Source organism: Bacillus vallismortis (genome assembly GCF_004116955.1).
Classification (GTDB): Bacteria; Bacillota; Bacilli; order Bacillales; family Bacillaceae; genus Bacillus; species Bacillus vallismortis.
Genome location: NZ_CP026362.1, coordinates 1,369,520 through 1,387,956 on the forward strand (window position 1 = coordinate 1,369,520; position 18,437 = coordinate 1,387,956).

Here is an 18,437-nt window from a genome sequence, read left to right on the forward strand (position 1 = left end):
TTTCTTTAGTTGTTCAGCGGATTTCAAAAACTGAAAAAGAGCTCCCACATACCTAGCTCTGCTTAGCTAGGTATGTGGCAATCTTCTTCATGTTCTGGCATGCGGCTGTGAGGAGAACTTGTTCACTCACATTCCGTTTTCCCCTCAACCTGCAATAGCGAAGCCCATGCAGCTGTTTTGAATCTGCAAAGCTTCGCTCTATTTTTTCTTTTCTTTTTTTATAGAGGGTTTTTCCTGAAACAGATAAGCGATTTTGTCTGACCTTTTCTTTGTGGTCCTCCCATACATGCCGGGTGATGACCTTTTGGCGGTGCTTTGATCTTGTGCATTGTTCAAGCAATGGGCACGCGGAACAGGTTTCAGGATTTGATTTATATGACCGGTAGCCTTTTCGGTCAGTTGTTGAGTATGTAAGTGTTTGCTGGTTCGGGCAAATGTATCTGTCTTTTTCACTGTCATAATGAAACTTCCATTTTGGAAACAAGCCTCTAGTAGGGTGATATCGTCTATGCGCAATAACGCCAAAAATATGGCGGTCAGCTAACCCTTTACAGATCGGAGTCGTCAAATAACCAGAATCAAGAGCGACGGCTTCTACTTCAAAATCAAATCGTGCAATTTGGTGATCTAATCGGTCAAGATAAGGCACAGAATCATGGACATTTCCAGGCGTAACATAGGCGTCGGTGATAATGTTATGTTTCATATCCGTTGTTCGGTGATCTAAGTAAAAGAAACCCTCCGGTTTGTTTTCGCGATACATATAACCACTTTCCGGATCAGTGGTACTGTGGCGGATCTCTTTTTCAGCTTTCACCTCCTCTTTGGCCGGTAATGGCTTTTTTCCGTGCTCCTCTCGATCTTCTTGAATGGCTTCATTTAAATCTTTGATATAGTTTTGTGTATCCTGTTCAATCGTTTTTCTTGTGTATTTGTGCTTGTTGGCATTGGCTTTCAGATGAGTTGAATCAGTGAAAAGGACACGTCCGCCCACCATATCATGATTGATGGCCTGAAGAACGACCTCATCAAAAATGTCTTGGAAAATCGTTGTATCTTTAAAGCGTGTGCGTCTGTTCCAGCTGATGGTGGAGTGGTGCGGAACTGGGTCATTGATATTCAGGCCCAAAAACCATCTGTACGCCATATTGTAATAAATTTCTTTTTCAAGCTGTCTTTCTGAACGGATACCGTAGAGGTAGCCGATAAACATCATTTTGAATAAAATCAGCGGATCGAGTGAGGGGCGGCCTTTGTTTTCGCTGTAGTAAGGCTTAACCTTTTCAATGATAAAAGAGAAGTCAATGTGTTTATCAATTTTTCGAAGCAGGTGATCCTCTTCGACGAGTTGGTCAAGCAGAACAAATTCAGCTGCGTTTTGAGAAGAATTTCTTGTGTGGAACATGAGAAAGACACCGTCCTTTTTAGTCTTTCTTTTATTTTATTACAGAAGAATGGATATTTTAAGGAAAAATAAAGGCTGTCGAGATTTTCTCGACAGCCTGAGGATCTTGGCATTTGCCAAGATCCTTTTTATTTAAACCAGCCTTTCTCCTTTGAGCGGGTAATGGCTTCTATTCGGTTTTTTACTTCAAGTTTGTCTAGAATCATTGAGATATAATTTCGAACTGTCCCGCTTTTGATGCTGAGCTCCTGAGCGATTTCTTTTGTGTTTTTACCGTCAGCGACAAGTTCGAGCACTTCTTTTTCTCTGTCTGTAAGAGGATTAGCTTCGCTGTATATGTCTTCCATCAACTCAGGTGCATAAATGCGTTTTCCGTTCATGACGCTTCGGATGGCGCTCGCGAGCTCTTCGCTCGGGCTGTCTTTCAACAAATAGCCCTTAACGCCAGCTTTAATGGCTCTCTGAAAGTAGCCGGGTCTGGTAAAAGTGGTTAAGATTATAATGTTGCAGCCTGTATTTTTTAACTCCTCAGCAGCTTCAAGCCCCGTTTTTCCAGGCATTTCTATGTCCATGATGCATACATCAGGCTGATGTGTTTTGACAAAATCAACAGCGTCTTGACCGTTTGTCCCTTTGCCGACGACTTCCATATCATCTTCTAAATTCAGAAGTGATCCTAAAGCGCCTAAGAGCATTTGCTGATCTTCCGCAATAAATATTCGAATCATGTAAGTCACCCTTTTTTGTTTATTTAGAGTTATTAGGAATTGACATGGTAAGCGTGGTGCCGTTTTTTGTATCAATGTGAAGGTGTCCGTTTGCGAATTCAAGACGTTCTCTCATGCCAAGCAGGCCGTGTCCTTTTGAAAAGTACTTCTCTTCACCTTGAAATGTTCCATCATCAGTCACTGTAATGACAACTTCCTTCCAGAGCTGCTGAATGTCGACTCGGCAGTTCTTAGCTTGGCTGTGTTTGACGACATTAGTGACAGCTTCTTTTAAGCACATGCTCAATATGTTTTCATTAAGCAATGAGATATTTTTTGGCAATTGATCTTCCTCGTAGATAAACGTAATGCCGGCTGCTTCAAGAATTTGTTTAATGTTTATGATTTCATCCTTGAGCCGGATGCCTTTCATGGAAGATACGATTTTTCTGACTTCATTTAAAGACGTTCTCGCTGTTTGCTGAACGCTTTTCAGTTCACGTGTTGCTTGTTCAGGATCTTTGTATATCAATTTTCTCGCCAAGTCACTTTTTAAACCGATGAGAGACAGCTTTTGCCCTAGTGTGTCGTGGAGGTCACGGGCAATTCGCTGCCGCTCTTCTAATTTCACCAGCTCAGCAATCCGTTCATTTGCATCCTCTAGTTTTTCTTCCAGTCGTTCGCGTTCCTTGCGGCTTCTGATACTGAAGGGCAATAAAATCGCGCTAATGAGGGTAATGACGACAAAAGGGATCTGAGTCAGAAAGAATTCTTTTTTTAATACGAGGCTGAAATTGGCTGCAACGGCTGCGCTTATTAAATGGACGTAATATAAAATATGAAAAGGGACACGTTCTTTTATGTTTCCAATAAAATACGCGATAAAAAAAGCAAAATAAATATAACTGAACAGCGTAATCGAGGCGGTTGAAATGCCGATTAACAAAAACGCCCACAAATAAATGGACCAGCCTTTTGAAACAAAAGCAAATCGATATACCGAAAAAAACAAAAGCGTCAAAATGATGCCGATGATGATAACAAATGTAGATGATGATTTCCATATAAAGTAGAAGGGGAGGATGAAAAATATCGTCCATATATAGGGCGTAATCCCGTTTAGTTTTTGAAATGTAAAATGCTTTTTAATCATGATATTCCCTCATTTTCAGCTTTTCATCTTACATGTAACTTTATCATTGCGAAAGCTAGAATGCACCCTTGAATAATAAAAAGGAAGCCTTCTTGTGTATAAGAGAAGACCTCCTTCATCATCAGGCGTTCCGCAGCTTTTGTTTTTCTGTTGAATCAGGCGGAAGGCTGGAAGGGATATGTTTGATATCCCGAAATGATACAAATTGTTTTTTATCTTCATCCCAAAGGCGGAAACCAAGTGACTGCAAACTCGTTTTTAAGGTGATTGTCGGTACGTTTTTTAATGGCTCGTGATGTTCATGTGCAACTTCAAGCTTATAGTTAGGAACCTTGGGGCTCAAATGGTGTACGTGGTGGTACCCGATATTTCCTGTGAGCCATTGAAGCAGTTTCGGGAGTTTGTAAAATGAACTGCCTTCCACAGCTGCCTGCACGTAACTCCAATTTTCATCCGCTTCAAAGTAAGAATCTTCAAAGGTATGCTGCACATAAAAGAGCCATACACCGATTGAGCCTGAGATCAGAAAAATAGGGCCTTGCACCAGTAAAAACGATTGCCAGCCAAAGATTAGGCAGCAAACAGCAGCCAATGCCACGATTGCCAGATTTGTAAGGTAAGTGTTAACACGCTCCTTACGTCTTGCCCCTTTTTTGTTAAAACGGTTCGTAATCAGAAAAACATAAATCGGTCCGAGAATAAACATGACAAACGGATTTCTATAAAGTCTGTATGCAAGCTTTGTTCGTCTGGATGCAGCTTGATATTCGTTTACAGTTAACATCCAGATGTCTCCTGTTCCGCGTTTATCCAGATTGCTGCTTGTCGCATGATGAATCGAATGGCTGTGCTGCCATTGAAGATAAGGGAAGAGAGTCAGGACACCAGTCACAAAACCGAGTATGTGGTTATAGCGCTTTTGTTTGAAAAATGATTGATGGCAGCAGTCATGGAAGATGATAAAGATCCTTGTCAAAAATCCTGCGGCAATCACTGTTAATGCTATCGTAAGGAGATAGGAGACATTGAGGCACAGATAAGCAAGAAACCATAGTCCAAAGAAAGGAATAAACGTGTTCGAAAGCTGAATCAGGCTGTTTTTTGTTTCGGGCTTAGCAAAAGCAGCGACTTGCTTTGTCAGCTGTTTTTGTTTTTGCGCAGTGGTTTGTTCAGTCATAGTAAGTATCCTCTCATTGTGTGTCTCGGTTAAGTATACGCGAATGAGAGGAGTTCTTTGTAGTAGCACCCATCATACACCCTATATGACATTTGTCATGTCGTGCCGCTTGCATCACTGTTTACGCTAAAAAAGCTTGTAAAATAATTTACAAGTTGATTAATGTTTATCGATCCATATTCGTGATGCACCTGAAACAGCTTCTATCCTGCATGTTCCCCCTATAGGAAACGTGGCAATTGGTGAGGTGTGGCCGGCATTTATATTTGCGATGATTGGGAGGCCGGATAATTCTTTTTTTGTTCCAATCATGGCTTTTACCTGTTCTATTGATACATTGGATGCTTTTTGAAATCGGCCGATCAAAATCGCCTTCACATGATAAAAAGCGGGGAGGTGGATGAGCGATTGCAGATCACGGTCAAACATATGGATGTCTGACATATGATCATCTTCAATCAATAAGATGGAATTCTCTGTTTCAGGAAAATACTCCGTTCCCTGCAGCAAATTAAGTGTGCATAGGTTTCCGCCAATCAAGGTGCCTTCCGCAAAACCCTCTTGGATCACAACAGGGCCTTCATGAGGATAAAAGCGCCTGTTTTCTTGATCCAAATACCAGCGATCATCGCTCCATTCGCCAGAAGGGTGAACCTCAAACGGACTGTCCGAAGCGCAGCAAGAAAGAAAATACTCTTTTGTATAGTCGAGTCCTTTTTTCATTGCGAATGTTGAGAAGTGGGGGCCTGAATACGTAACAAGGCCCGTTTTTTGATAGATGGCGTTGCAAAGAGCCGTGATATCGGAATACCCGCACAGAATTTTTGGATGCTGTTTGATTTTATCGTAATCAAGATAACGCAGCAGCTGATTTGAATTGAAACCGCCGAGTGTCGTTAAAATCGCTTTGACACCTGGATCGAAAAAGGCAGCGTGCAGATCATGGACTCTTGATTCAATAGAGGATGAATCAAACTCGTTACATTCATTTGCATGTTCAGCAATGGTTACCCGATAACCTAATCGTTCTAACGCCGTTTTTGCTTGAATTTTTGTTTCATTTGATAATAGAGACATGCTGGTCGCGGGAGACACGATCCGGATTTCGTCTCCCTTTTTCAGTTTTGAGGCGTACATAGATTCCTCCAACAATGGTTTTACACCATTAGAGCACACCTTGGTTCATTCTTCCAGACTTTTTACAAATCAACCCACTTAATGCTGCCTGATTGTGTATCATGATCAATGCATACTGTAAATTCATGTTTTTCATAAAAATGAATCAGCCGGTCTACATGATTCCAATCCCGTTTGGCAATGTCCCCGGTGACTTTTGGGATATTGTGGTCTCTGGCGATATCTTTTATATATTTCATACAAATGGAACCAAACCCGTGATTCGGAGGGCCTTTTATGTCGCCGATATGAATGGCATCTTCCTTGTAGGACGCTACAAGTGAAAAACAGTCTTTTCCTCTATAAGCCGTTTTACAATCAGTAAGCATAATTTTGCATGTTTGGCCATCATCAATCGAGGAAACAATCATCCATTCTTCATGTTTCGATTGATCAATACCAAGCACTTTGGCATCTTTAGATAGATCCTTCATATTCTCCTGCATGCGGTAAATTTGAAATTCTAAATCATGCAGTTCTTCCTCTAGTTCTTCGCGATTTTTTTCTTTAACAGTAAACAAGACCAAACTCCTTTCAACAAACCGTTTTAGAAACACAGTTATCAATTGTATTAGATGAAAGGGGCATCTGTAAATAACAAATCCATTATTAGTAGAAATTAGCGCAAAGTAAGGTTTGATTGTTTCTAAGAGAGGAAAAAGAAAACTAACTTGTTGAAAAAGGAGGAATTGGAATGGCGATTGATTCATTGATTAAGAAATTACACTATGTCCAATTGGAACCGCCCGATAAAATTCTCTCCCTATATCTCAATACAGACATGAGAGATCCCGAGCAGCAGGGGGGAGAATGGAAGATTGCCCTAAAGTCAGGATTTGGCCGATTAAAAGAGTATTTGGCAGCAAGTGATCCAGAGGAAGAGAAGTGTCTGGAAGGGATCAGAACGAAGATTAATCAATACCTTAATAAAATGGGGAAGGATATGCCCCGAAGTCTCGTGTTTTTTGTTTCCGATAGCGGTATATGGGAACCAATAAAGCTACAAATCCCTGTAGAAACAAGATTTTACTGGGAAGAAACAGCTGTTCTGGATCAGTTGAGGGATTTGCGTCAAACATACCCAAGCACGGCGTTTATTTTAACGCAGCAGCATGAAGTGAAAATTATTGAAACCGTTTTAGGTAAAATTGAGGCGGTTGAGCATTATGAGTATGATATCATCAATGAGTCTTGGGAGAATCGCCATTCCTCTGCAGAAAAAGCGGTGCCGTTTGAAGAGGATCGAATGAGGGAACATGTAACGGAAAACCAAACAAGACTGTATAAGCGGCTGGCTGCCAACCTTGATCAAAAAGCAGCCGCGAAAAGATGGGAACGAATGGTTATCGCCGGTGATAAAGAAACAGCGGATATTTTGGATCAGCATATGAATAAACCGATTCATTCGAAAATCCAAAAGAACCTGTTGAATGAAAATGAACATAAAGCTGTTGAGCATTTAATCAAAGAGGCGTGAAATCGAACAGGGCCGGGGCTGCAAGCTGCCGGCCTTTGAAGTGTGTCTAATTTCTGACGAAGCATTCGAAAACGTTGACAACCTCTTTGAATTTGCATACGATTTGGATAGTCAGTACAAATAGGAGAGATCATCAAATGAATCAAACAGAAAATAAACCGAAAAATTATACGGGGATTGTCCTTACGCTGACAGTTCTGATTAACGGTTTAATCGCAGTGCTGTTTTTTATGCCTAAATTAGACCAGTTCAGCCATGCGAATATTCACATTTTGCCAATGCTGAATGCGATATTCAACAGCTTTACATTTATCTTTTTATTGGCCGCGCTGATGATGATTAAACAGAAAAATATTAAAGCTCATAAACGCTTTATTCTAGCAGCTTTTACAACAACATTACTATTTTTGGTTTGTTATGTTGTTTACCATTCGATCGCGGAGAATACGCTGTATGGCGGGGAAGGTATCATGCGTCCGATTTACTTCTTTATCTTAATTTCGCATATCGTCCTTTCTGCAGTCATTGTGCCGCTTGCGCTGTTTACACTGATCAGAGGCTTTAGCATGCAGGTCGAGCGCCATAAAAAAATAGCCAGATGGACAATGCCTTTGTGGCTGTATGTAAGTCTTACAGGCGTTATTGTATATCTGATGATATCACCGTATTATTAAAAGCCATACTCAGTATGGCTTTTTTGTGCTTGTAGACATGCCAAAAGCCCAAATAGTTGGGCTTTTGCGTGCAAATGGATAGACTCCTATTTATGGGCCTCTGATTCCATGGTTTCAAGTGTTGCAACCTGTAAAGATTCTTCAACAGTTTTTGTTTTTTCTTTTACTTTTTCTGCATACGTATAATCACCGTAGCAATACGGATAGCGGAAATTATTCACATTTCCCCCGCAAGTATACAGATCGGGATTTCTTTTGACTTGCTGCTCGGAGTATTGTTTTGCCAATTCCTCAGTATGCGTTCCTCCATGTTCAGCTACAAAATCAATGTAACCTGCCCCCATGTTGTAGCTTTGAATAATGGTATCCAAATCCATACCTTTTTCCTTACCGGTCTTGTACATGAGGGTAAATTGCTTGATGCCTTGTTTAACACTGAGTTGAGGGTCTGTGATCTCATTGCGTTTTAACCCCAGAGATTCAGAGGACTGCATAGGATCATTGCCTTTTCCTTTTGACTCCTGATACATCATGCCAAGTATGAGTGATGTATAATTGGTGAGTCCTTGATTTTCAAGCTCGTCTTCCACCAGCGGTTTATAATCAGTTAAACGTTCCAAAACAATCATTTTCGTGTCAATCGGAAGTTTCTTGATTAAATCCCGGTTAAAAAAAAGCAAGACGAATAAAAAAGAGGCGGTGACAAAGACAAAAATCATCATAAAACCCGCAGCAGCGAAACAGCCTTTTCTCTTTTTCTTCACTGTGTTTCACCCTCAATGTTTGGAGCAGTATGACCTCTTTATTATGACACAGTACGATATATCAGACCAAGTAAAAACCTGATTTGAAACATAAATTTAACCTATGAGATTGAATTGGAACACAGGCGGCTGGTTTGCACCCAAGCACATTTGTTATAAAATAAAACTATGAATAAAGAAAGGTGATACAGATGACTGAATTTAGAGAAATGGAGCGGGCGGCTGCTGATCTGGACGAGGAAACCTTGTTTCTTGTCGCGCAAACGTTCAAAGCGCTTTCTGATCCGACCAGAATCAGGATTCTCCATTTATTATCCCAAGGTGAACATGCTGTAAACGGAATTGCAGAAAAACTGAATTTATTGCAATCCACCGTTTCCCACCAGCTCAGATTCTTAAAAAATCTCCGGCTTGTCAAATCGCGAAGAGAAGGAACATCCATTTATTACTCTCCGGAGGATGAACACGTTTTAGATGTTCTTCAGCAAATGATCCATCATACCCAACATGATTAAAAAAGACATCCTTGCGTTTATCGCTGTTAGCGGGCAAGGATGTCTTTTGCTTTATTCTGTCCGTTCTGATCGAGTTCGTTTCTGCTGAGCTTGATGACGAACGAAGAAAAACCGATATAATAAACAGCTATTAGAAAAAAGACGCCAATTGTCAGAGGATCCGTTCCGATTGACTGACTGTACGATCCAAGGCTGTTTAAATCAGGTGAAGTATGATACAGCTCTGTCACTCGATACAGAAATCTAGAAAGGAATAAGGTTAAAAGAATCATTTCTACCCAAATATGAGTGCGAAAGTAAATTTTTCCTCTGCGTTTTTCAAAGGAGATGTTTCTTTTGGCGAAAAAGACAAGAAGCCAGCCGCCAAGAGTGCCGAAAATGAGATAACCATATAAAGACGGATGAATGATGCTGAAGATTGAAAGACCGAAAGCAAACAGTGAGAAAAGAATCATACGGGTGAACAGCCAGCGAGGCCTCAGCGGCTGATATCCGATGGACCTTTTAATTTTTTTATACAGAAAAAAGATAATAATCATGGCAGGATAAATGCTTTGAAGTGTAAGATGCATGATGTGAAATCCCCTCCGTTGAGAAGTGTATGCTTATCCGGTTCAAAATAGTAATACTTGACACAAAAAAGAAGGGGAGACCCCTGTATTCATACCATATGCGGGATTTCGTTGGGCCGCATAATAGATATGCCCAAGCTTTATGAAAATGTTAAGATAGATTTTTTTTGTAAAACAATGGAAGAAAAGGTGCGCAAAATGAAATTGGAACGTTTGTTAGCAATGGTTGTGTTATTAATCAGTAAAAAACAAGTACAGGCCGCTGAACTTGCTGAGATGTTTGAAGTATCTGTAAGAACAATTTACCGTGATATTGAGACGATCAATAGAGCTGGTATTCCAATTGTGACCTCACAGGGCTCCGGAGGCGGAATTGGCATTATGGAGTCGTATCGGCTTGAGAGAGAGTGGCTGAAAGAGGAGGAGTTATTTGCGATTGCTTCTGCTTTGCAGAGTGTCTCGTCTATGTATGAACCCGCCTCTCACAGTACAGCTTATCAAAAAATCAAGCATCTTATACCGGAGAAGTCTGCTGAAGCATTTCAGCACCAAACTGAAAAATGGTTTATTGACATGACGGCTTGGGGCCAAACTGAGGATCAAAAGGCGCTTCGTGAGAATATCAGCGCCGCCATTGATCAATTGTCAACCATATCATTTACATATACAAACGCAAGCGGGGAAACACTTCATCGTCAAACGGAACCTTACACGTTGGTTTGCAAGGCGGGACACTGGTATTTATACGCCTATTGCCTGATTAGAAACGATTTTCGCTTTTTTAAATTGAATCGGATGAATGATCTGACCATTTTATATCAATCATTCACCAGAAAAGACATTCAGCTGGATACCTTGCCATGGGATAAGAATTGGTACCAAAAGGACCGCTTAACTGAACTGGTCATTCTTGTTCAGCCGGCAGCACGCCAGCGCATACGGGAATGGTTCGGAAATGAAGTTCTTCATTATGATAAAGATGAAATTTGCCGGGCAGTCATTTCTCTTCCAGACGATCAATGGCTGATCGGGTTTTTGCTGCAGTTCGGAAAGGATATTGAGATTCTGAAGCCTCTCCATATACGGGATAAAGTAAAAGATACCATTCATCAAATGCAAAAAGTTTATGAAACCTGACACACTGCTGTCAGGTTTCTTTTTTTATAATCTAGGTAAAAAGGAGGGATCGTATGAGTTTTTCACATATGACACACTTAGAACAGAAACGGTTTGCCGGGCTTTCACAACGGACCACCAATGCTTTGGAAATGACGGAACAAAGGCGGATTCCGGCACTGTGGGATCAATTCTGGCAGCTCGATATGAGCGCTCTATTCTCGCAGGCTGAGAAAGATCAAAACATTATCGCCTTATATTCCAATTACGAACAGGAGACGAATGGGCTCTACACATTTTCAGTCGGTACGTTTCAGAAGGAAAGTAGCACTCTTTCGGAACCCTATGAAACCATTGATTTGCCAGCTTCCGATTATGCCGTTTTCACTTCCAGAATCGGTCCTATTGAAGAAGTTGTGCTTGAAACGTGGAAGGAAATTTGGTCTTGGGATAAGCGTCATCTCCGCACATTTACAGGTGACTTTGAAATGTACGATCAAAGTGCAGCAGTACCTCAGCGGGCGCAAGTTCGCATATATGTCGCCATAAAACACTCATGAACTGAATGCTTGAGAAAACGAATGATGTTAGTCCATAATAAAACTAACACCATTCGTTTTTTAATAGGGGGACTAAATAAATGAGAGTGACTCAGCATCAAACGGTTTGGCAGCTGACTTTCTTGCCGGCATTATTTCCGGTCAATTGCTATTTAGTAGAGGAAGAAAATGAAGTCACCCTTATTGATGCCGCACTACCGGGCAGCTATAAAGGAATCATTCAAGCTGTAAATCAGCTGGGAAAGCCCCTTCAGCATATTTTACTGACCCATGCACATGGGGATCATGTCGGCTCACTGGATGCATTGACAGAAGCATTTCCCCATGCAAAGGTGATGATCTCAGAACGGGATTCTTTTCTGCTGCAAGGCGACACATCGCTGCGTCATGATGAGCCGCAGACATCTATAAAAGGAGGTATTCCGAAACACGTGCAAACAAAGCCTCACCAGCTGCTGACAGGCGATGAAACAATCGGTTCACTGCTTGCGATCCCCACACCGGGCCATACACCGGGCAGCATGTCATTTATTGATACAAGAAACGGCACAATCATAGCTGGTGATGCGTTTCAATTGCGCGGAGGAATTGCTGTATCAGGCCAGGTGAAATGGACGTTTCCTTTTCCCGCCTTCGGCACATGGAATAAGGAGGAAGCCATTAAAAGCGCACAATTGCTCACCGACAAGGCGCCTTCGTGTCTCGCGGTGGGACATGGGAATTTCCTGAGATCACCCGCAGAACGGATGCGCCAGGCCATCCAAAAAGCAAAGATAGGGTGATTCCGCTACGCCTTCTTTAGCTCATGCATCTGTTGATTTTGCAGTTTAAATAAAGAATATTATGAAGCAGTTTTCCTTAAGGTTCAGAACGAAAGGGCAAAATCTCAGACCAAAATGTCTAGCTTGTCTTTGAAGCTCGTTGAAAACAGTTATACAGACGAAGAGGCTGCCATTCGCGCGACAAGAAGCCTGGTGCAAGGCTTTACGGTTTTCATCACAAAAGAAGCTTTTGAACGTAAGAGGATATTTCAGAAAGCTGCCATTTTCAATTCGGACGTATTTGTCAGGATTATTAATAGACAATAAAAATATGATGTATAGTCTTATATTTCTGAATATTGTATAATGTCAAAGTATTATAAGGGCGGCAGTCTTTATATGAAATGTCGGAATACCGTTCCCGAATGAAAAGAAGACCAAAGGAGAGGAGGGGATTGCTGATGGACTCGCTTCAAGAGATCATTTGCGAAAAACGGACATATACACGTCTTTATCATTCACATCGGCATGCGTACAGCCAATTTCTTTTTCCGCTTGAAGGGAGTATTGATCTTGAGACGGAGGGGCGCGAGGTGAAATTAAAGCCGGATCATTTTTTGTATATTCCGCCTGAGTGCGAGCATCGTTTCCGTTCAATTGGCAGAAATGAGTGTCTTGTACTGGATGTTCCGCTTTATGCGATGAAAATTGATGAGTATCATGCGGGATCGGGAATTGAAGCTGCACTTGATCCTTTCTGGTCTTCCATCAGGTATTTACTGACGGAGGAAGCAAAAGCGGGCACTGCAAACTCGCTGCATATGCTTGTTCAATACATAAAAGAAAAACTGCAATCCCACACCTACGCCTCAATTGTCTACATTCACAGCCATTTATTTGAGCGGCTGACGATTAAAAAGCTGGCAGACATCGAGCATTATCACCCAGCCTACTATTCAAGCTGGTTCAAGAAGCAGACGGGGAAGTCGCCGCAGAACTATATCGCTGATCTTCGTCTTGAGGAAGCGAAACGAATGCTGATGGAGAAAAAGGAAACCCTTACTGTCGTCAGCGAGGTGCTGGGCTTTCAAAATCTCTCTTCATTTACAAGATGGTTTACACAAAGGACAGGCATGCCGCCCCGTCTATATCAAAACACCTTATATTTGGATAAAAAATGATCGTTTTTTGGTTAAACAAACATTGGAGATCTCTTTTATAATGGGAGAAAAAGGGGTTATCGATATGGCAGTCATTGAAGATTTTGAGAAGTTGGATATCAGAACAGGCACGATTGTAAAAGCGGAGGAATTTCCTGAAGCAAGAGTCCCGGCGATTAAGCTTGTGATTGATTTTGGAGCAGAAATCGGCATGAAACAGTCCAGTGCGCAAATCACAAAGCGCTACCAGCCAGAAGACCTGATCAACAAGCAAATCATAGCAGTCGTCAACTTTCCACCGCGCCGGATTGCAGGATTTAAATCGGAAGTACTGGTTCTTGGCGGCATACCCGGGCAGGGCGACGTTGTCCTGCTGCAGCCGGGGCAGCCAGTCCCAAACGGCACAAAAATCGGATAACACAAAAAAGACGTTTGCCTAAGGCAAACGTCTTTGCGTATTGAGGCGATGCACCACACGCCACATTCGTGTGCGCCGCAAGGGCATGTGCATCGGCTTACACAATTCAGCTCATCGCTATATGAATATAGCATGGCGGCTGCAGAAATGCAAGAGTTACTTTGTCATTTTGATGATCCGTATCTTATTTTTCTATATTTACTGTCATGTAGATGTACATATTAGGATTGGAGTATTGAGTAATAGCGAGTTGGTTTTTTGTGATAGGATGTTCCAAACCCAGTCATGATCAATGCAGCTTTTGAGACTTATTGAATTTCTTTATGCTGTGCGCACTATTTCAGCATCATTTGAGCTACAAGCTGCCAACGATAGGCTCAAAGTGAATGCGGTTATTGTAAATTTAATTTTTCTTTAATATCATTGCATTTCTCTTTAAGACTTTCTGGCGTATGTTAAAATTTTACTGAACTCAAAGTCAAAAGGGGAATGTTTTATGCTGGGAATCAACGTTGAAAAATCAAATGAAAACTTAATAATCAATTGGCAGCTAACCAAAATTGAAATTCCAATCAAAGAAATTAACGATGTATTCCTTGACCCAAACTATGGGGGAGAGGAGAAAAGCGCAGTCAGGATTGGGTTTCCTTACGGCTCAACGGATAGGGTAGTAATTAAAACAACAAATAATACTTACATTTTGTTCACCACTAATGCTGCTTCAATTATGAGTAAAATTGTTTCTTACTGACCACCTGAGATATGAAATGAATATATTAAACTGTAATCCTACAGAATTGAGGCATTTAATTGGCAGGATTGGTGAATTCATTTGTGCACTTCAAACCAATGGCACTCTGGCACGTCAAACGAATCATGACGGATTTGATGTTGTGAGTAATAGCAGACGAATTAGTGTAAAAACAACAGCTCAATTAAGTGGTTTTATTCCCATAAATCAAAATACAAATAATGATTTTGATGATTTTAACATTATTTATTTTGGGCCAAAGGAAGAAGTGAAAACAATCAGTAAAGTTTACGGAGGTAAATATGAAGTTAGTATTGGACAACTAAAGAAACTTAATAGAGAGTATCAATTCAATAAAACAATTGTTTGAAAGCAACCATCCCCTCAAAATAAAGGGGATGTTTCTTTACTATTCACATGCTTGATCTTTGAACTCTGGTTTTTCTTTAGCATCAACATACGATGAGGTTATCGTGCTTTTGACTTGATCTAATTTTAGCAGTCTCTTCAGAATAAGACAGAAGTAAGAAGAACATCGGTGTATTCATCATTAATTACTTATCGCCAACTGTGTACTGTTTATTAATTTCATAAAGAGAGTCACTTTCTTGAGTACGATTCCTTCTAAGTTCTTTTCTTTGGCCAGATTGAAGCAAGTGAAACAAGACCACCTATCATGCAAATTTAGTCCTTTGTAATTAAATTACAAATACTCATCATATTCACTCGTGAATTCATGGTATTATATTGAAGGGAACGATCAAAAGCTTTCGGCTTAGTAAGTAAGAATGGTTTAAACATGTACGAGTGCCACCTCATGCAAAATCAGAAAAAATATAAAGGAGGTAACATATGTTTAAGCTTAAAAAGAAATTCTTAGTTGGATTAACGGCAGCTTTCATGAGTATTAGTTTGTTTTCGTCAACCGCCTCTGCAGCTAGCACAGACTACTGGCAAAATTGGACGGATGGGGGCGGAATAGTAAACGCTGTCAATGGGTCTGGCGGAAATTACAGTGTGAATTGGTCTAATACCGGAAATTTTGTTGTTGGTAAAGGTTGGACTACAGGTTCTCCATTTAGGACAATAAACTATAACGCTGGCGTTTGGGCGCCGAAAGGCAATGGATATTTGACTTTATATGGTTGGACGCGATCACCTCTCATAGAATATTATGTAGTGGATTCATGGGGTACTTATAGACCTACTGGAACGTATAAAGGTACGGTATACAGTGATGGGGGTGTATATGACATATATACAACTACACGTTATAATGCTCCATCCATTGATGGCGATAACACTACTTTTACCCAGTACTGGAGTGTTCGCCAGTCGAAGAGACCAACTGGAAGCAACGCTACAATCACTTTCAGCAATCATGTTAACGCATGGAAGAGTCACGGAATGAATCTGGGTAGTAATTGGTCTTACCAAGTCTTAGCGACAGAGGGCTATCAAAGTAGTGGAAGTTCTAACGTAACAGTGTGGTAACAGGTCATCACGGGTAGCTAACGGGCTGCTGATCGTTCCTTAAGAGTTTTTGTCATTTGTTATTGTGAGTTACTAAGAAGCGACGGTCTTTTTGCTGGAATCCTAATATATGACTTCAATGGTAAATGATTATTAAACAAACATTAAGAACATATGTCACGCACTTCCAACAATGCAAGTAGAAGCAGCAGATAAGATGGATTTTAAAAGTGTGACCTCACTTGTAACCTGACCAAATAAAAAAAGCGATGAACTGCGCTGTGTATGGCTTTGTAGTACCTCTTTTGACACGCCACATTCGTGTGCGCCGCAAAGGGCATGTACATCGGCTTACACAATTCAGCTCATCGCTATATGAAATAGCATGGCGGGTGAACGAATGTAAGGATTTCTTTGTTATAGACAACAAAATTTAGCACAGAGCAAGATCTAAGATAAACGATTGATCTCATAAGCGGAACGGATTCCGGATTCAATTGCACCTTGCATCCACGCATGAGTGAGTGAGACGTGTTCTCCAGCGAAATGAACTCTTCCCTCAGGGACAGGCATATAGGGATACAGTTCTAATTCTTGACCTGGTTCCATAGCTGTAAAGGCTCCCGCAGAATAAGGATTTTGACTCCAGCTAAAAGAGGCGCCCGACACAAACTCAGCCCATACAATATCGCCATATATTTCAGATAAATTCAGTAACGAATACTGAATACGCTCTCCTTCTGAAAGACTGTCCCACATCAGTGCCTCGTCCGCCCACGTATAACTCGCCAGAACAACAGCATGTCCATTTTCTCCAATACCAGTGCTTGGATAATACGAAAAACGAATCGGAAGATCAGTAATCGATTTGCCGCCGCGCTGTCCGGCTTTTTCCCAAAATCGGCTTTTAAACTCTAAGCCGATTTTTGTTGCGCTCATATAGTTCAGTTCACGAATAGCCCTTCGTTTATAGTAGGAAAATGAATGGTATGGTTCGACCTTCACAAATCGCAATGTTGAAAAAGGAATGGTGATAATAGCGAGATCAGCTGTGAACGTTACATGTTCTGCTGTTTGTTGGTGCCGACAATGGATCGTAACACTAGTCGCATTTTGAGACACTTTCATCATTTTTTGATGGTATAGAATATTTGTTTTTAGTTGAGGAAGAAACGCGTAAGGAAGCCGATCCATGCCGCCTGTTATTTCATAGAAGTGAGTGGGCGAAGTAAAAAGGATGGATTCCCGTAACACCTCAACAAGGGACATCCCCATATACGCTTCCATATCCAGTAGGACACCAATCATATCGATCGCACCATATGAAAAATAAGTGCTTAAAAACGAGCTTAACGAGTCATTTTTGTATTGTTTTTCAACAATCAGCCAATTTCTCGCAGGATTTTGATAAATAAAATGCAGAATAGGCTGTAATACAGAAAGCAACAGCTCTTCAGCGGTTTTTCCTTGTTCGTTTCGTGCAACGGGGTATCTTAAGATCTGAGGATGTCGTTCAAAAAGATGGAGACGTGTTTTGATCCCATTTGTATAAATGATGTCCATTGGGCTTTTGTTGATAAATACATTTGTCGGCAGCCTGAATTTTTTAATATATTCTAAGGTTAACATATGGATATTCGGAATGCGCATCGGGCCAACATTAAAGTACAAACCATCACTAAAGGGAGATCTCAACGTGCGGACACGGCCGCCTGCTCTGCCGCTCGCTTCAAGAATCGTTACTCTGTGTCCGGCATTTTTCAGCAAAGATGCTGATACCAGCCCGGCCAATCCAGCTCCCACAACAATAATATGCTTTGGATGATGTGATGCGTTAAGTCCGTTTCTAATGATCTTCACCATGTCTTCATTTGTTAGAGAAGTCACTTTTTGGAAGCACCTCTTTTATGAATATATGACATTATATTCAGTGAAAAGGGCGTTTATCACGTTCTGTTCACAACTTTTGTGTTAGGAATGCCAAACGGACATATATTCTCGTTTAAAAACAATATGTTGTGCTGTGAATATATTGAAAAATATCTTAGGTGAACAAAGCAACCCTTAAGGAAATGTAAAACTTCGAAGCGAAGGATCAATTGTTTAATTTTATAAAACTGTTGGAAACGGTTTTTCCGTCTGCGATAATAAAGGAAGAGGTGAAAGCAATGAATGGGATAGAATTTTTTGAGTCCGTGTCACAACTGGGACAATTAATTTTATTGTTCTCCGGCTACGCCCTTTATTGGAGATTAGGTACAACAAAAAGAGAACGAAAGCTTACAAAATATGAAACTTTTCTTAGGTTCTTTGTCATGTTCGGCATATTTGCATGGGCGCTTTCGTTTCTTGCTTTGCATTTGTGGTAACGAACTTTCTACACGTATTTAAAAACGTGTTTTTCATTAGATCCCAACGAGTTGCGCTGAGAACATCTATGTATTAACCAAGAAGCTTCCACTAGGTATTACTGAATGCCTTCTGATTTAATCTGTCCTTTAGGGGAGAAGGGAGGAATACCTCCTTAAATCACTAGCAAACAATTTGAGCGCTTTCCGGTTGGATGACTAATATGATT

The 18,437-nt window shown here is 40.9% G+C and carries 19 protein-coding genes and 1 pseudogene; 11 read left to right on the plus strand and 9 right to left on the minus strand.

Translation table 11 applies throughout. The annotated features are described in order from the left end of the window. Positions 1–52: 52 nt before the first annotated feature. The 6 genes from BV11031_RS07525 to BV11031_RS07550 form a co-directional block, all read right to left on the minus strand. Entirely contained in the window at positions 53–1,405 is a 1,353-nt protein-coding gene (locus BV11031_RS07525; protein WP_129550698.1) for an IS1182 family transposase, read from the minus strand. A 128-nt stretch (positions 1,406–1,533) separates the two neighbouring features. Continuing rightward, positions 1,534–2,133 (minus strand): two-component system response regulator DesR, encoded by a 600-nt coding sequence (desR, locus tag BV11031_RS07530; protein ID WP_010331294.1) that lies wholly within the window; start codon positions 2,131–2,133, stop codon positions 1,534–1,536. Positions 2,134–2,152: 19 nt separating this feature from the next. Beyond that, positions 2,153–3,265, minus strand: a complete 1,113-nt coding sequence (gene desK / locus BV11031_RS07535; protein ID WP_039074171.1) for a two-component sensor histidine kinase DesK — start codon at positions 3,263–3,265, stop codon at positions 2,153–2,155. Between the two features lie 121 nt (positions 3,266–3,386). After that, the gene (desA, locus tag BV11031_RS07540; protein WP_121642719.1) at positions 3,387–4,442 is read right to left on the minus strand and encodes a Delta(5) desaturase DesA; all 1,056 of its coding nucleotides are present in this window, start codon (positions 4,440–4,442) and stop codon (positions 3,387–3,389) included. A 159-nt stretch (positions 4,443–4,601) separates the two neighbouring features. Next, positions 4,602–5,579, minus strand: a complete 978-nt coding sequence (locus tag BV11031_RS07545; RefSeq protein ID WP_010330559.1) for a S66 family peptidase — start codon at positions 5,577–5,579, stop codon at positions 4,602–4,604. A gap of 62 nt (positions 5,580–5,641) precedes the next feature. Continuing rightward, positions 5,642–6,139, minus strand: coding sequence for a GNAT family N-acetyltransferase (locus BV11031_RS07550; RefSeq protein ID WP_010330560.1), 498 nt, complete (start codon positions 6,137–6,139; stop codon positions 5,642–5,644). 173 nt (positions 6,140–6,312) lie between these two features. Here BV11031_RS07550 and BV11031_RS07555 point away from each other — a divergent pair, with 173 nt between their 5' ends. Together BV11031_RS07555 and BV11031_RS07560 are read left to right on the plus strand one after the other, a co-directional pair. Continuing rightward, positions 6,313–7,095, plus strand: a complete 783-nt coding sequence (locus BV11031_RS07555) for a VLRF1 family aeRF1-type release factor (RefSeq protein ID WP_010330561.1) — start codon at positions 6,313–6,315, stop codon at positions 7,093–7,095. A gap of 137 nt (positions 7,096–7,232) precedes the next feature. After that, entirely contained in the window at positions 7,233–7,769 is a 537-nt protein-coding gene (locus tag BV11031_RS07560; protein ID WP_010330562.1) for a DUF420 domain-containing protein, read from the plus strand. 86 nt (positions 7,770–7,855) lie between these two features. Here BV11031_RS07560 and BV11031_RS07565 read toward each other — a convergent pair whose 3' ends face one another. Further along, a complete protein-coding gene (locus BV11031_RS07565; protein ID WP_010330563.1) occupies positions 7,856–8,533 on the minus strand; it encodes a lysozyme family protein in 678 nt (225 codons plus the stop codon). 191 nt (positions 8,534–8,724) lie between these two features. Here BV11031_RS07565 and czrA point away from each other — a divergent pair, with 191 nt between their 5' ends. After that, positions 8,725–9,048: a Zn(II)-responsive metalloregulatory transcriptional repressor CzrA gene (gene czrA, locus BV11031_RS07570; protein ID WP_026014533.1), complete on the plus strand. Its 324-nt coding sequence runs from the start codon at positions 8,725–8,727 to the stop codon at positions 9,046–9,048. Between the two features lie 26 nt (positions 9,049–9,074). On the opposite strand, the gene csk22 is transcribed toward czrA, so the two are convergent. Beyond that, positions 9,075–9,620: a mother cell-specific sporulation protein Csk22 gene (gene csk22 / locus BV11031_RS07575; RefSeq protein WP_010330566.1), complete on the minus strand. Its 546-nt coding sequence runs from the start codon at positions 9,618–9,620 to the stop codon at positions 9,075–9,077. A 198-nt stretch (positions 9,621–9,818) separates the two neighbouring features. Between csk22 and BV11031_RS07580 the strand changes: the two genes are divergently transcribed. The 8 genes and pseudogenes from BV11031_RS07580 (at position 9,819) to xynA (ending at position 15,880) form a co-directional block, all read left to right on the plus strand. Continuing rightward, on the plus strand, positions 9,819–10,757 hold the full coding sequence (locus tag BV11031_RS07580) for a helix-turn-helix transcriptional regulator (RefSeq protein WP_010330567.1): 939 nt from the start codon (positions 9,819–9,821) through the stop codon (positions 10,755–10,757). Positions 10,758–10,810: 53 nt separating this feature from the next. Further along, positions 10,811–11,296 carry a GyrI-like domain-containing protein gene (locus BV11031_RS07585; protein WP_010330568.1) on the plus strand — a complete coding sequence of 162 codons (486 nt, stop codon included), beginning with the start codon at positions 10,811–10,813 and terminating at the stop codon, positions 11,294–11,296. Between the two features lie 80 nt (positions 11,297–11,376). Beyond that, positions 11,377–12,078 (plus strand): MBL fold metallo-hydrolase, encoded by a 702-nt coding sequence (locus BV11031_RS07590; protein WP_010330569.1) that lies wholly within the window; start codon positions 11,377–11,379, stop codon positions 12,076–12,078. A 434-nt stretch (positions 12,079–12,512) separates the two neighbouring features. Continuing rightward, positions 12,513–13,238 (plus strand): AraC family transcriptional regulator, encoded by a 726-nt coding sequence (locus tag BV11031_RS07595; protein ID WP_082246378.1) that lies wholly within the window; start codon positions 12,513–12,515, stop codon positions 13,236–13,238. Positions 13,239–13,302: 64 nt separating this feature from the next. Further along, entirely contained in the window at positions 13,303–13,635 is a 333-nt protein-coding gene (gene csaA / locus BV11031_RS07600) for a chaperone CsaA (RefSeq protein WP_010330572.1), read from the plus strand. Between the two features lie 496 nt (positions 13,636–14,131). Further along, positions 14,132–14,386, plus strand: coding sequence for a SunI/YnzG family protein (locus BV11031_RS07605; protein WP_010330573.1), 255 nt, complete (start codon positions 14,132–14,134; stop codon positions 14,384–14,386). 4 nt (positions 14,387–14,390) lie between these two features. Then, a pseudogene (locus BV11031_RS07610) lies at positions 14,391–14,756 on the plus strand (DUF6998 domain-containing protein); the annotation flags it as partial. Between the two features lie 482 nt (positions 14,757–15,238). Continuing rightward, positions 15,239–15,880, plus strand: a complete 642-nt coding sequence (gene xynA, locus BV11031_RS07615; RefSeq protein WP_010330575.1) for an endo-1,4-beta-xylanase XynA — start codon at positions 15,239–15,241, stop codon at positions 15,878–15,880. Positions 15,881–16,309: 429 nt separating this feature from the next. Here the strand turns inward: xynA and BV11031_RS07620 are convergent, their stop codons facing one another. Further along, entirely contained in the window at positions 16,310–17,746 is a 1,437-nt protein-coding gene (locus tag BV11031_RS07620; RefSeq protein ID WP_010330576.1) for a flavin monoamine oxidase family protein, read from the minus strand. Positions 17,747–18,437 lie beyond the last annotated feature (691 nt).